Source organism: Bacillus sp. SRI_025, from assembly GCF_057592095.1.
Genome location: NZ_JBYEGB010000001.1, coordinates 43919 through 57498, shown reverse-complemented (window position 1 = coordinate 57498; position 13580 = coordinate 43919). Strand labels below are relative to the sequence as shown.

Below are 13580 nucleotides of genomic sequence, written 5' to 3'. Positions count from 1 at the left end.
ATAAGGCGCGCTTATCCCGATGCTCAAATTAAGCTTTAAAATCTTTTAATTCATCGCGTGTTGCAGGGATTTTGATTTCGCCCTTGATGATTTTTTGTTTCCATTCTTCCACTTTCTTTAATACATCTTTATCAAGGTTTTCCTTAGATGGAGAGATGTCAAGAGCGCCTTCTTTCAGACCGTATGTGATCACTTCGCCGCCAGGGAACTTACCATCTTTTGCTTTTGTTGTTAAGTCTTGTACCGCTGTGTCTACTTTCTTAACCATAGAAGTAAGAGTGACACTTTGTTTTGTTCCAGGTACTTTTCCTTCGTCATACTGGTCTTTATCTACACCGATGACCCAAACTTTACGGTTAGGATCTGCTTTTTTCAGGTTTTTCGCTTCTGTGAAGACACCAGTTCCAGTGCCGCCAGCAGCATGATAGATGATGTCGACGCCAGATTTGTACATGCTTTCAGCTGTTGCTTTACCGATGTCAGCCTTATCGAATGCACCAGCATATTTCACTTCAACTTTTGCTTTCGGGTTAGCAGCTTCAACACCTGCGCGGAAACCGACTTCGAATTTTCTGACTAATTCAGAATCAACGCCGCCGACAAAACCAATTTTGTTTGATTTTGTTGTAAGAGCAGCCGCAACACCCACAAGGAATGATCCTTCGTTTTCGTTAAAAACGATGCTGGCCACGTTGTCTTTTTTCACGACTGCATCAACGATAGCAAAGTGGTTTTTCTTACGTTGATCCGCAATTTCAGATATAGCATCTTCCATTAAGAAACCAATTCCGTAAATCAGATCGAATTTCTCACGAGCAAGTGTGTTTAAGTTTGTTGTATAGTCAGCATCTGATTTAGATTGTAAGTAATCAAAGCCGTTTTTACCTTTTTTTAGATTGTTGTCTTTCCCAAATGCTTGTAAACCTTCCCAAGCTGATTGGTTAAACGATTTGTCATCGACACCACCGACATCAGTTACCATTGCAACAGTGAATTGATCTTTATCTTTTTTGCTTTCACCGCTGTTTGAGCCAGAGTTGCCGCATGCTCCAAGGATGGTTCCTGCTGCTACGACTAAGGACAATGCTAGTCCAATTTTGCGCTTCTTCAAAACATAACCCCCTATAAAATTTAAAAGTTTCAGAAAAGTCTCGCGAAAAAAGACCGATCTATCTCTTCTCACCCTAAAGAGGGTATTTTATCCTGCTTTCTCACGAAACTTATGGAGGACAGGAGAGAAGATGTAAGACATCAGACTTATATCTCGTTGAACTAATCAATCATAATTTATCATTTCCCATCGAATAAATAAATAGAAATTTGTTTTATTTTTAAAAAAATGTTAAATGGCTTTATTTGATGTCTTTTTATCTGCCGAAATATGATATAATGCCGCTTTTGTGATGTGCTCTATTACAGTAGAACCACTGATATCAAGGGGTTTGTTACATCGTATGCCATAAAAAAACATCTGGCCTTTCGTGAAGGTCAGATGTAACAGTTTAAAGATATTGCTGAATCAAATTCATATTGCTCGTGTTCAGTTTATATTGGAAAACAGGACGTCCAATTGTCCCATAAGCCATTTCAACATCCACCACTTCGATGTCCTCAAGGAATTTCAAATATTTTCTAATGGAGACTTGAGAGATTTCTGTATGATTGGCTAGGTCTTCGGTCGTGAAAGCCTGCTGACCAAATGATTGAATGCTTGTCCATATGAGTTTGAGTGTGCTTTTGGTCAGGCCTTTTGGCAGGAGGACTTTTTCCGCCTCTGCTTTTTTATGAAAAAGCTTCGCATCTAAATCATTTTGCGAAATGCTGTTCATGGATTGATACAGGGCGTGTTTCCGTTTATACTCTGCCAGTGCTGATTGGAATCGTTCGAACTCAAAAGGTTTGATTAAATAATCAACCGCTCCGTTTCGCATCGTTTGCTGAACAACGTCCACTTCATTTGCAGCCGAAATGACAATGACATCAACGGCATGATTTTGCTGGCGAATTTCTGTTAGTAAAGCCAGCCCATTTTGACCTGGCATATAAATATCGAGCAGTACGAGGTGAATGACTTCTGTTTTTAACACTTCAAGCGCCTGCTGAAAAGAGGTGGCAATCCCCTTTAACTCAAAGCCATCGATTTGGGTCAGGTAGCGTTTGTTCAGCTCCCCAACCATTGGATCATCTTCTACTATTAACACATTAATCATGTGAATCCTCCTTTTGTTTATACGGAATGCGAAGACTAAAGGTCGTTCCTTCTCCTTTTTCACTCGTGACAATCATATGTCCATTCAATTTCTTGATGCTTTGGTCAACGAAGTAGAGTCCGAAACCTCGGTCTTCTCCTTTAGTTGAAAAGCCTTGATCAAACATGATGTATTGTTCTTCTTTTGTGAGACCAACACCTGTGTCCGTGATTTCAATGTGAAGCTGCTCCTGAACGTATCTGAAGGAGATCGAGATGTTTTTCGTCTCAGTATGTGAAACCGCATCGAGTGCATTATTTAATAGGTTGCCAATCACGGTAATGAGGTCATGCGTCACTGCCGGGTCCTCTGTATTTGGCACTTGTGTGCTGCAAATAACCTCCAAGGAAGCGCCTTGTTCCCTGATATAGCTTTGTTTTCCTAGTAAAAATCCTGCTAAAACAGAGTTTTTCACATGGTTGATGATTTCATTTGTTTCCGTTTGCTGATAAATGGCAATATCTTTGATGTAGGTGCCAAGGTCATCGTAGTTTTTGAGCTGGACCAAACCTAAAATGACATGAAGCTTGTTCATAAATTCATGTGACTGGGCACGGAGGGCATTCGCATACATTTTGACCCCGCTAAGCTGCTCAGCCAGGTGTTTGACTTCTGTTTTGTCACGGAAGGTGGCGATGGCCCCGACAATCTCATCATTTACTGTAATTGGTACTTCATTAAAAACGAGCTCCAGTCCATTCATTCTCACGTCACGATCAAGCAGTGGCTTGCGTGTTTCAATGACCTGTTTTAAGCCGCTTGAAGGGAGGAGAGTTTGAACATCTTGTTCTCTAGGATCAACCATAATGCCCATATTATGAAAGAGTCGTTTTGCCTCTGCATTGGCCAGCTTGATTTTACCGTGCTGATCGACGGCAAGAATCCCTTCTTTTGTTGATTCTAGCATGGCACTTCGTTCTTTTAGCAATGTGGCAATCTCATCCGGCTCAAGTCCAAACATAATCTTCTTCACTTTTCTTGCCACAATGAGTGCCCCGATGATGCCAGATAGGAGGCTGAGTGATGTGACGAAGTAGAGTGGAAGTAAGCTTTGATGAATAATCAAGTCAATTTCCTTTAACGTAATCCCTACGGCTACAGCCCCGAGCTGCTTACCATTTTGATCATAAACAGGAACAAAAGCACGCATGGATCTGCCGAGTGTTCCAGAAGCCGTACTAATATGTTCTTTTCCCTGTAATGCTGCTTTTTCATCACCGCCGGCAAACCGTTTCCCAATCTTCTGCGGATTCGGGTGTGTTTTGCGGATACCTTTCATATCCATGACGACAACGAATTCGGTTTTGGTGATTTGCTGAACATTTGTTGTATATTTTCGTAATGCTGAATATGAATGATCTTCTAATGATTGTGCTGTGATCGGTGCCTCTGCGACCATTTTGGCAGTAGAGAGAGCAATGTCACGCTCCTGTTGATGAATGTTCTTGGCTGTTTCCGACCATATCGTAAAGAATGTGATACAAAGGGAGATCAGGACAACGATACACACAAAGATCGTTAGCCGTGTTTGCAGTCTTAAAGTTTTTTTCACGAGTATACCCCTAACGCACGATTTTTTCGTAACAGTAATACTTTAACGGGAAAATGTAAGTTTGTGAAGGAATGTACGTGCAAAATCATAAATTTGATTTTGCTGTCAGTTTACTTTGAAAGCATCTTGTCAATCCGTTTTAAGTGAGCCATAATAAATGTGAGCTTATGAGAAAGGAACTATTTATGAAAAATACATATTTGACTGGATATTTTCCGCTGATTTCAATCTTACTATTCAGCTCTGCTTTTTCGATTTTTACAGTAGGTATCACAACTGATTTCTTGACTCAAGCAGGTATTTTAAAAGGAATGCTGGAATTTTTCTCAGAACAGGGCATCCGTCTTGCTCTTTTTGCCGCTTTTGCACTTGTTTATTTTATGATCTTATCTGCCTTAAAACTGATTGCAGATACGGTATTAGAGCTGGCGTTACTCTTTTTCGCTAAGGACCCTGAAGGGGAGAACTTAAAGAAAATTCGGATTGCATCCGTTGTTTATTTATTTGCCAGCTTGCTTGCATTTCTGTTGACGCAGCAGCTCATTCTGCTAGTCGGACTTTTTGCATTAGCAAGTCTTGTCTATTTTATCTGGGTTGTGGTTCGCATTTATCAATCGCTTAATATGCTGAATTTGATTGGATTTATGATGTTTATTCTGCTGTTTTGGGCGACGTTTTTGATCGGTATTTTGTACTTATTTATTAAGCTTTATAACAGTGTGATGGCAAGTCTGCCTTCGTAAGCAGACAAAGAAAGCATCCTCCTATCATTGGAGGATGCTTTTTTTATGAAAGAAACCGCTTTTGAATATCGGGTGTAGGCATCATACAAGATGTTTTTTGACCAAACCATTTGTAGCGATTTTTTGCAATCAGCTCATAAAACCAATCACGGATTGGGCGAGGTATGGCAAGGAGTAAAAAGCTCCATCTGTAGATTCCTTTTAAATGCCGCGCGGCTTTTAAGATGCCTGTTGACTTCGTATAAAGGGTCCCTTTTTCAATATAAATGAATGAATTGAACTCTTCTAAAGGCAAACCGTTTTCCTTTAAGATACGTTGTCCTGTATCTGATTGTAATGAAGCGAACATCATCCGTTCTTTCGGATCGCGCTTAATCACAAATTGAACAGCTCCGCTGCACACGTTGCAGACACCGTCAAATAAAATTAAATGGGATGGATGTGTTGAATGCATCGCAATCAAACCTCCTGTTTATCTGGCGTATTGCATCGTATTTTTCCAAATACGTAAGTGCGGGCTTGAACGATAAATCGATTCAACCGTTCCTCTATCTCTTCCAACCCAGACACCCATTGTGTACTGATCTGTCAGTCCCACAAACCAAATATCTTTGTAGTCATTGGATGTTCCTGTTTTACCACCGATGTAAGGGGCATTGAAATTCGCTTTTTTCCCTGTTCCACTTTTTACAACGGAGGAAAGCAGCTTACGCATCGTTTCATTTGTCCGCTGAGAATATACTTGCTTTGGCGACTCTTTCCACTTGTAAAGGGTCTTGCCGTTTAAGTCTGTCACTTTTGTGATCGAATGACTTTGTGTGTAGGCTCCTTGGTTGCCAAAAACGGTGTACGCATCTGTTATTTCTAGCGGTGAGAAGCCTTTCGTAAATCCGCCAAGTGCAGAAGGTAGGCGGTAATCATCCGCTACGATATGCTCGAATGAGAACTTCTCTAAATAGCTGAAGCCTTTTTTGACACCTACTGTATCCAGCATTCGGATTGCAGGGGTATTGTAAGAATTTTTAAAGGCTGTTTCAAGTGTGACTGTTCCATACGTTTTATGATTATAGTTTTGCGGGCAGTAACCGCTGCTGCAAAACTTGCCGGCACTGATTGTGCTTGAAGCCGTTGCACCGGTTTGATCAATATAAGGCGCATAGTCTAAAAGCGGCTTAATCGCAGAACCAGGCTGTCTTTGCGCTTGATAAGCGTAGTTGAAATCAAATTTCTTATAGTTTTTCCCGCCAGCAAGTGCAGCAATTTGATGCGTTTCATGATTAATGACGGCTGATCCGCCTTCGACCCCTTGGTAAGGCAATTGAGCATTTAGCTGATAGACAGCTCTTTGCTGTAAGGAAGGGTCAAGCGCCGTATAAATCTTCACGCCATCCTGGAGCAGAGCACTGACCTTTTCAGATAATTCTTTTTGAATGGCCTTTTTTGTTTCAGCCGTTTTGGCCTTCTTCAATCGTTTTGTAAAGCCCTCCTGATCAGACACAAGATCGGTAAACTCTTCATTGGCATATGTCACATAGTCAGGATAAAGGTTTTTCTTTTCACTTAAGGATAGGCTGATTTTTTCTTTAACGGCTTTTTTGTATTGCTTTTTGGTGATGACGCCATCTTTCTTCAAAATACCAAGCAGCCGTTCTTGGCGTTTCTTTGTGTGCTTGAACTGTTTTAATGGGTCATACAGTGTTGGGTTGTTTGGAATAGCAGAGATAAATGCCATTTGTGCGAGTGTTAAAGAACTAAGCGGCTTATCAAAATAGTAATTAGCCGCAGAACCGACACCGTAAACACCATTACTGAAATAAATCGTATTTAAATAGCTTTCGAGAATTTCATCTTTCGAGAATTTCCGCTCAAGTTCATAGGAATAGAGCAGCTCTGTAAACTTTCGGCTGAACGAACGTTCATGGCTTAAATATAAGTTGCGGGACAGCTGCTGTGTGATTGTACTCGCACCTTGGCTGATGCCATGGTTTTTGACGTTTGCAGCAAGGGCACGAACCACCCCCATAAAGTCAATTCCTTTATGGTCATAAAAGTTGCGGTCCTCTGAACGAAGGAACAGCTCCTTCACAGGTTCAGGAATTTTATCGTATTTCACAAACACTCGGTTCTCATCGTTTGAGACGATCTCGGAGATGAGAGAACCATCCCGGTCATACATATAACTGTTTTGGGAAAAATCTATCTTTTCCAGCTTGATTTTTTGATCAAGCACTTCGTTAACAGGCTTTACACTTGCAGCTTCTTCCTTTGATAGATAAAAAGTCAGAGCAAATAATGGGATGAGGGCAGCAAGTAATAACCAACCAATGATTGCACGAAACATGAGGTCACTCACTTTCTTCAATTTTCTAGCCATATCGTACCATTCTTTTGCGAATACGAGAAGGTTATTTTTAGAAAAGAATGGGCGTGAAGTCTAGTGAATAAGGCTTTTCTGCAAGAAAAAAAGAGTGTCTGAAGATGATCAGACACTCCTTTCCTTTGTCTTCGCATGCGAGCGGACCGCCCATAAAAATAACGCGCCAAACAGAAAAATGCCGGCAGTGACATAAAAGACAGCTGGAATCCCGTAATGACTCGCCACAATGCCGCCGATTACCGGACCGACGACATTCCCAAGAAAGCGGAAGCTGACATTGTATCCGAGCACTTCACCTTGCATAGAAGCAGGTGCTTTGATCCGAATATACGCTGTCGTACATGGAATAATGCCGCCAAGTGCCATGCCGTATAGGAAACGGAAAATGACTAACATCACGTACGAATCCGCCATCGCTTGCGGGATGAATAAAATAGAAGAGAGGATGAGAAGGGCTAGCAGCACCTTGTCATGACCAATTCGATCTCCGAGATCTCCCCATTTTCGCGTAAACAGCAAATTGCCAAGTCCAGTTGCAGAAAATGCAAGCCCCGCATAAAAAGCGAGATTGACAGGACCATGTAAATCATGAATGTATAAAGCCAAAAGCGGCTGAATGCTAAAGTTCCCTACTTGTGTAATAAACGTTAAAAGCATCGTGACTATAAGTAAAGGCTGTTTGAAAATGTGAAAGAGTACATCCTTCCGTGAGTAAGAAACACGCTTTGCTTCTTTTGACCGGATCGGCTGTTCCTTCACTCCGAAGATAATCACAATAGCTGACACATAAATGACAGCCGCTGTGAGGAAAAACGTATAAATAAATCCGACGCTGTCTGCCATGAATCCGCCCATTAATGGGCCAAACAATCCTCCGGCGACATTACTCATCTGCATCGTTCCAAGGGTTTTACCGGCAGTTGCCTTTTCGGTCTGTGCAGAAATCAGTGCCATGGAAGTCGAGATAAAGCCTGTGACAAGCCCCATGAAGAGCCTTAATGCGAATAGCTGATACACGGTGTGAACAAGCCCCATTAATAGAATACTTGTGGCGATGCCAATACCGTTAATTAATAATATCTTTTTATAGCCATGCCGGTCGCCAATCCGCCCCCAAATCGGAGAGATCAGGAAGGCCGTTAAAAACGTGACCCCAAAGACATAGCCGCTCCATCTTTGAACAAATTCATTTGAATAGCTGCTATCAAGAGATTCTATGTAAAGTGATAAAAAAGGGACGATCATTGTAATGCTCGCAGATACAAAAAAGTTCACAAACCACATGATGTACAAGTTTTTCTTCCTGTTTGTGATAGAGACCACCTTCTTTATTTATTTCGTGTTCCTTAATAATTATAAAGGAAAATAAACGATCTTTCATCAGATGAATAGGTTGGGCGTAGTGAATCTGCATTATTTTCACGAAAATGAAGTGATTTCAAGGTCAGCCTTAATATAATGGTATGAGAATGAAAACTGACGAAAAAGTGAGGTGAGACTGGTGGAACAGAAGACGGTGCTTGTGGTCGATTTTGAATTTACGATGCCTGATGGAAAATATCATCCACAAAACTTTTTTCCTGAAATTATTGAAGCTGGGGTAGTGAAAGCAACAGATGAAACGATCATAGACACATTCTCCAGCTACGTCAAACCGAAAAAGTTCCCAAAGCTGACGAAGCGCTGTAAATCATTCCTCGGAATTACGCAGGAGGATGTAGAGAGCGGGATTTCATTTGAGGTGTTTATCGAGAAGCTCGTGTCACTTGATGGGGGAGAGAATTGTGAGATTATTACGTGGGGCAACATGGACATGAAGGTATTGAAGCAAAATTGTATGCTTAATCATATTAGCTTTCCTTTTAAGGGGAAACTGAGGGATCTTGCCTTTGAATATAAAACCTTTTTTGGTGACCGCACACTGACAGGGCTTCGAAAAGCGGCAAAGGAATATGGCAGTGAAGGAGCTGGTAAGCATCATAAAGCACTCGATGATGCCATGACGACTTATCAGCTGTTAACCCTTTTTGAAAAAGACAGAGCCTATGTGGAAAATCCGCAAACAACCAAAATTGGTGAGCTGATCGATTTCTCGCATTTTTTTGATTCGGCTGATTAACGGACGTCTTCTGGAAAATAATCTTTCTCAAGAGAGGATAGGCACGCTCTTGATTTTTCAGCCCATTTGGAATCATCCGCATGGAGTGCTTGTTTCAATTTATCTACAGCTTCTTTCAGTGACTCTTCATAATCAGGTATATCGCCATCATAAGGTTTCACCATATGATGAGGGATATTGGTCTGTTCTCTATAGGCCAAAGCCCGCCTCTCCTGGAAAAAAGGCACGTCTGCTTCTTTCGGATGATGCAGGTCGCCTTGAGTGGGATGTGTCAGAACGGCTTTTACTTGAACGAGATAGGTCGATGGTTTCACTGCTGTCACTTCCCCAACGTATACACCTGTTTTATAAAAACCTTTCACAACTTGTCCAATTTGAATGTCTGTCATGTGAAATTCCTCCATTTCCTTCTCATAGGAAGGTATTTCATTTCTTTTAGCCAATATAGTGAAGTAAACGAGCAAAAGGGGGAATGGCGAGATGTCATTCATCGTACTTTTTCTACTATATTTTCCTGAAGATAAAAGGGAGTACATCCCGGCGGCAATCACCACGGTGATTTTCTTTATTGCTGCGTTTATTTGTTTTCGTCTCATCGTGCGTGCGTCTAGAAAGCAGGAGCGGATAGATGAAAAAAGAACAAAAAAAATGGATTAATCATTTTCTTCTTGTATCTTCAGGAAATTTTACGGTGACGGTTGTTCCAGACTGCAGCGAGCTTTTGAAACGAATGGTACCATGGTGATTTTCAATAATTGAAAAAGTCACTGTCAGCCCAAGCCCAGTCCCTTTGTTTTTCAAGGTGTAATACGGTTCGCCAAGCTTTTTCATTTGGCTTTCTGTCATACCTACACCGTTATCAACGAAATAAAGGCAGATTTTATGATTTTCTTTCGAAGCAAAAAGTTCAACCTTTCCTTCATGTTCGGGAGCTGCTTCTATCGCATTTTTGATTAAATTAATCATGACTTGCTTGATCTTCGTTACGTCACCTTGAATGTATAAGTCAGGTTCAATGGATTGATGAATCGTGACCGATTTAAAATTCGCATAGGATGTCATCAGTGATGCACATTCCTCAAGTAATTTAGATAGATTGAGTGATTCAATTTGATAATAGTTTTGTTTTGCGATGTCAAGATAACTCGTGATAATGTCCTGCGCCCGGTCTAATTCGGATAGAACAAGATTTTTATAATCTTTATTGGCAGGCGGCTCTTTTGTATGATCACTCGAAAAGAGCAATTGAATAAATCCTCTCACAACTGTCAGCGGATTGCGTACTTCATGGGCGACACTTGCAGCAAGTTCACTTACCATGGTCAGTTTTTCTGACTGGACAAGCTGTGTTCTCATTTCCGCATTTTCTTTAACGAATTCAATGGAATAGATACTGAGCACAAGAAAGAATATGTAGTAAAGAGTTGAGAAAAATAACTCAAGGAGCTTTTGCTGCATAATAAAAGCTGGGCTGTATTCCAGTAAGCTGACCGCAAGCAGTCCAATGTAAATAAAGAATCCTTTGGATAAACCGATAAGCACTCCGTAAAAAAGCTTATTTGGCTTCGAATATTGATGCCATTTTCGGTAGAACAGGAACGGGATGAAAAAGTAAATTGGGACAACAATGAGTCCAATCCATAAGAAAGAGCCATACATCACGAATTTGACAATGATGCTTATCAAGATGGCAACGCTCCCCGCCATGTATCCTCCGTATAAAATAGCAAGTACAAGGGGAATGGATTGAAGCCCAGTCTGCAAATCTAAAATCGAACCAACTGGATACATAATACATAGTGCTGAAGAGATGGATGCGAATACTGTGATGAGCAGTTTATTCGTTTTTGGGAAATGAGCAGGGGTCCGGCTTAGCCATAGCGCATGATATAAAAAAATTGGAAATAGAATAAAAGATACATGGAGCAGAAAATCCTTGAACATTTCCATTTAAATGCTCTCCTCGTAAATAATAGTAATTCCTCTCATTATATCATTTCATGTACAAAGTAGATATGATAAAAGGAGGGTTTTTTTCTTTAAAAAGAACACCCGTTAGGATGTTCTTTCTACCGTATAGATCTTATTCAGCTGATGGCGTGAACGCTTGATGAAGACGTTTCAGTCCTTCTTTGACTGTTGAAGCAGGACAGCCGAGATTCATCCGAATAAAGCCGTCTCCTTCTTGTCCATACACGTGGCCAAGCTCTAGGATCACTTTCCCTTTTTTCAGCAGATTCCGCTTTAATTCCGCTTGACTGAATTGATAATCCCGAATGTCCAGCCACAATAAATAAGAAGCATCTGGTTTCATATAACGCATATTTGGAAGATATTCGTCGATATAGTCCATCGCCATCTTCATATTGCCTTCGAGATAAAGAACAAGGGCATCAAGCCACTCATCCCCGTGGCGGTATGCTGCTTCCATCGCTGGAATCGCAAATGCATTCAGTTTGGACAGTCCGTTTCTTTGCAATTCATTGGTGAAAAGGGTTCTTTTTTCTTCATCTGAAATGATAATTGCAGACGCCTGCAGACCCGCTAGATTAAAGGTTTTACTCGGCGCAATACACGTTACCGTGATATGTGCAATGTCGTCAGAAAGGCTGGCGAAGGGAACATGCTGCTTCCCATAAAGCATCAAATCAGAATGAATCTCATCTGAAACGACTGTGACTCCATGCTTCACACAGAGGTCTCCAACTCGCTTTAATTCCTCTTTTGTCCACGCTCTTCCAGACGGATTATGCGGATGGCATAGGAACATGAGCTTTGCTTGTGGTCTGCTCAGTTTTTTCTCTAAATCATCAAAATCCATCATATAACGGTTGTTTTCTATTTTTAAAGGATTGGTTGAGACTGTACGTCCATTTCGCTCAATCATTTGATAAAAAGGTGTATACACTGGTGACTGTATAACTACTTCGTCATGCGGTGCTGTAAAGGCTTGAACTGCAAAACTAAGGGCCGTTACAATTCCTGGTGTAAAAGTGACCGCTTCTGTCTGAATGGTCCATCCGTGTCTTCTTTTGAGCCATCCAGCTACTGCTTGCTGCGTATCCTGATCTTGAAATGCATAGCCAAATACACCATGGTCTAATCGCTCTTTCAATGCATCAAGGACGACCTGCGGCGCTTTAAAATCCATATCGGCCACCCACATCGGGAGGGCATCCGTTGTCAGGAACAAAGACTCTGCTTGATCCCATTTCACTGATTTTGAACCTTTACGTATGATCTGTTCGTCGAAATTCATGAAACCCACCTCTAGCTGTTTTTCAACCATTCTTGGTTGTGCTAAAATAAACATCACAAAATTTATTATAAGCGGTGATACCGATGAAAGATAGTCAAGCTGTAGAAGAGATGATTCAATTCATTAAGGCATGGGACCCTTTTCATTATGGAGAGGATTTTTATGAAACGGAGCCTGCTGACGTCATCAGTGCATTATACGACGCAGAAGACCCGTTATCTTTAGCAAAAGAGATTCAAGCCATCTACCATCACTCATTTGAACAGCTTCTTCCGATAGAGAGCTGTCAGCACACTGCAAATCAGCTTTTTGTCTTGCGAGACAGCAACTCCTGTTCACGCTAAGACAGGCTGAAATGTCCGATTTGATCAGACACAAAGACCGGATTTTCCTCAGGAATGAGGTGCCCGGTTTTTTTTAATGCATGTAAGGTCGAATTCGGCAGATCTTTGTGCAGTCTTTCGCCTATTTGAATGGGAACGATTCGATCTTCCTCGCCCCAAATGAGCAGCACGGGTGTTTCCATTTTCTTTAAAACGTCCGAGGTTAAATCTCCTTCCCGGTGCCGAATCAAACGAAAGATCCCCCGAAAGATTTGATCATCTGTAAATGGTTTTAAATATCCGTCGACCATCTCTTGATCAATGATGGAGTGATCATGCACAACGGCAGTTAAATTTTTCATAATGCCCTGCTTTAAAAGCTTTCTTTTTAGATACAGATAAAAATAAGGAATATATGTGCTGTAAACGAGTGATCTTTTTGACTTATTCAAATATCCAGAGCTGCACAAAAGAACCGCCTTTTCAAATAGGTCCGGCCGCTCAGTAGCAGCGTATAAGGCAATCTGTCCTCCCATTGAATGGCCTACTAGAATCGCATGCTGAATCTGTAAATAACCAGCTAGCTCAATAATAATTTTTCCCATGTTGCGATAGCTGTAAATAAACGTATTCGACTTCTCGGACTGTCCAAATGGCGGCAGATCTATCGCAATTAAATTGAAGTCCTGCTTTAGAAGCGGAATGAGTTTTCGATAGCTGAAGGTAGAAGAGAAGAGACCGTGAATTAAGATCAATGTCTTCTTGCCCTCATTTGGATAGTGCTCGTAATAGATATCTAAACCGAATGTACTTTTCATATAAGCTGGCTGAACAATGTCCACATTCTTCACTCCGATACTTGATACTCTCTCTGTTAGGTGACTGTATTGTACCCTAAAAAGTGGATTTTAAGCTATCATTAGAATCTTTTCCCTGCTTAGCATAATGGGAAAAACGT

Annotated in this window: 14 protein-coding genes; 4 read left to right on the top strand and 10 right to left on the bottom strand. The window is 41.1% G+C overall.

Going from position 1 to position 13580, the window contains the following annotated elements; translation table 11 throughout:
• Positions 1-28: 28 nt before the first annotated feature.
• From AC20OE_RS00350 to malK, 3 genes are all read right to left on the bottom strand, one after another.
• Entirely contained in the window at positions 29-1111 is a 1083-nt protein-coding gene (locus AC20OE_RS00350; RefSeq protein WP_039181096.1) for a BMP family lipoprotein, read from the bottom strand.
• A 391-nt stretch (positions 1112-1502) separates the two neighbouring features.
• Entirely contained in the window at positions 1503-2210 is a 708-nt protein-coding gene (locus AC20OE_RS00345) for a response regulator (RefSeq protein WP_024423307.1), read from the bottom strand.
• On the bottom strand, positions 2203-3801 hold the full coding sequence (gene malK / locus AC20OE_RS00340; RefSeq protein ID WP_144490171.1) for a malate sensor histidine kinase MalK: 1599 nt from the start codon (positions 3799-3801) through the stop codon (positions 2203-2205). Before malK ends, AC20OE_RS00345 begins: the two co-directional genes overlap by 8 nt.
• A gap of 185 nt (positions 3802-3986) precedes the next feature.
• Here malK and AC20OE_RS00335 point away from each other — a divergent pair, with 185 nt between their 5' ends.
• Positions 3987-4544 carry a YufK family protein gene (locus tag AC20OE_RS00335; protein ID WP_039181089.1) on the top strand — a complete coding sequence of 186 codons (558 nt, stop codon included), beginning with the start codon at positions 3987-3989 and terminating at the stop codon, positions 4542-4544.
• Positions 4545-4587: 43 nt separating this feature from the next.
• Here the strand turns inward: AC20OE_RS00335 and AC20OE_RS00330 are convergent, their stop codons facing one another.
• From AC20OE_RS00330 to AC20OE_RS00320, 3 genes are all read right to left on the bottom strand, one after another.
• Complete coding sequence (locus AC20OE_RS00330; RefSeq protein WP_268474728.1) at positions 4588-4998, bottom strand: thiol-disulfide oxidoreductase DCC family protein; 411 nt, start codon at positions 4996-4998, stop codon at positions 4588-4590.
• A gap of 18 nt (positions 4999-5016) precedes the next feature.
• A complete protein-coding gene (locus AC20OE_RS00325; protein WP_487267979.1) occupies positions 5017-6918 on the bottom strand; it encodes a transglycosylase domain-containing protein in 1902 nt (633 codons plus the stop codon).
• 108 nt (positions 6919-7026) lie between these two features.
• On the bottom strand, positions 7027-8205 hold the full coding sequence (locus AC20OE_RS00320) for an MFS transporter (RefSeq protein ID WP_221885112.1): 1179 nt from the start codon (positions 8203-8205) through the stop codon (positions 7027-7029).
• A gap of 217 nt (positions 8206-8422) precedes the next feature.
• On the opposite strand from AC20OE_RS00320, the gene kapD reads away from it, so the two are divergent.
• On the top strand, positions 8423-9040 hold the full coding sequence (gene kapD / locus AC20OE_RS00315) for a 3'-5' exonuclease KapD (RefSeq protein WP_058838073.1): 618 nt from the start codon (positions 8423-8425) through the stop codon (positions 9038-9040).
• Here kapD and kapB read toward each other — a convergent pair.
• A complete protein-coding gene (gene kapB / locus AC20OE_RS00310; RefSeq protein WP_039181082.1) occupies positions 9037-9429 on the bottom strand; it encodes a kinase-associated lipoprotein KapB in 393 nt (130 codons plus the stop codon). The two genes, kapD and kapB, sit on opposite strands and share 4 nt — an antisense overlap.
• Positions 9430-9520: 91 nt before the next feature.
• Between kapB and AC20OE_RS00305 the strand changes: the two genes are divergently transcribed.
• Entirely contained in the window at positions 9521-9697 is a 177-nt protein-coding gene (locus AC20OE_RS00305; protein WP_251181223.1) for a hypothetical protein, read from the top strand.
• Here AC20OE_RS00305 and AC20OE_RS00300 read toward each other — a convergent pair whose 3' ends face one another.
• Together AC20OE_RS00300 and AC20OE_RS00295 are read right to left on the bottom strand one after the other, a co-directional pair.
• Positions 9698-10990, bottom strand: coding sequence for a sensor histidine kinase (locus tag AC20OE_RS00300; RefSeq protein ID WP_268502509.1), 1293 nt, complete (start codon positions 10988-10990; stop codon positions 9698-9700).
• A gap of 133 nt (positions 10991-11123) precedes the next feature.
• Positions 11124-12299: a MalY/PatB family protein gene (locus AC20OE_RS00295; protein WP_330545487.1), complete on the bottom strand. Its 1176-nt coding sequence runs from the start codon at positions 12297-12299 to the stop codon at positions 11124-11126.
• A gap of 83 nt (positions 12300-12382) precedes the next feature.
• Here AC20OE_RS00295 and AC20OE_RS00290 point away from each other — a divergent pair, with 83 nt between their 5' ends.
• The gene (locus AC20OE_RS00290) at positions 12383-12643 is read left to right on the top strand and encodes a DUF1871 family protein (RefSeq protein ID WP_111292493.1); all 261 of its coding nucleotides are present in this window, start codon (positions 12383-12385) and stop codon (positions 12641-12643) included.
• On the opposite strand, the gene AC20OE_RS00285 is transcribed toward AC20OE_RS00290, so the two are convergent.
• Positions 12640-13464: an alpha/beta fold hydrolase gene (locus AC20OE_RS00285; RefSeq protein WP_487267975.1), complete on the bottom strand. Its 825-nt coding sequence runs from the start codon at positions 13462-13464 to the stop codon at positions 12640-12642. The genes AC20OE_RS00290 and AC20OE_RS00285 overlap by 4 nt on opposite strands.
• Positions 13465-13580: the final 116 nt, after the last annotated feature.

What these genes read in the sequence shown, in the direction of transcription:
- AC20OE_RS00345 (WP_024423307.1), bottom strand. Translation starts at nt 2,210, where the DNA reads ATGATTAATGTGTTAATAGTAGAAGATGATCCAATGGTTGGGGAGCTG.
- AC20OE_RS00335 (WP_039181089.1), top strand. Translation starts at nt 3,987, where the DNA reads ATGAAAAATACATATTTGACTGGATATTTTCCGCTGATTTCAATCTTA.
- AC20OE_RS00330 (WP_268474728.1), bottom strand. Translation starts at nt 4,998, where the DNA reads ATGCATTCAACACATCCATCCCATTTAATTTTATTTGACGGTGTCTGC.
- AC20OE_RS00325 (WP_487267979.1), bottom strand. Translation starts at nt 6,918, where the DNA reads ATGGCTAGAAAATTGAAGAAAGTGAGTGACCTCATGTTTCGTGCAATC.
- AC20OE_RS00320 (WP_221885112.1), bottom strand. Translation starts at nt 8,205, where the DNA reads ATGTGGTTTGTGAACTTTTTTGTATCTGCGAGCATTACAATGATCGTC.
- kapB (WP_039181082.1), bottom strand. Translation starts at nt 9,429, where the DNA reads ATGACAGACATTCAAATTGGACAAGTTGTGAAAGGTTTTTATAAAACA.
- AC20OE_RS00305 (WP_251181223.1), top strand. Translation starts at nt 9,521, where the DNA reads ATGTCATTCATCGTACTTTTTCTACTATATTTTCCTGAAGATAAAAGG.
- AC20OE_RS00300 (WP_268502509.1), bottom strand. Translation starts at nt 10,990, where the DNA reads ATGGAAATGTTCAAGGATTTTCTGCTCCATGTATCTTTTATTCTATTT.
- AC20OE_RS00295 (WP_330545487.1), bottom strand. Translation starts at nt 12,299, where the DNA reads ATGAATTTCGACGAACAGATCATACGTAAAGGTTCAAAATCAGTGAAA.
- AC20OE_RS00290 (WP_111292493.1), top strand. Translation starts at nt 12,383, where the DNA reads ATGAAAGATAGTCAAGCTGTAGAAGAGATGATTCAATTCATTAAGGCA.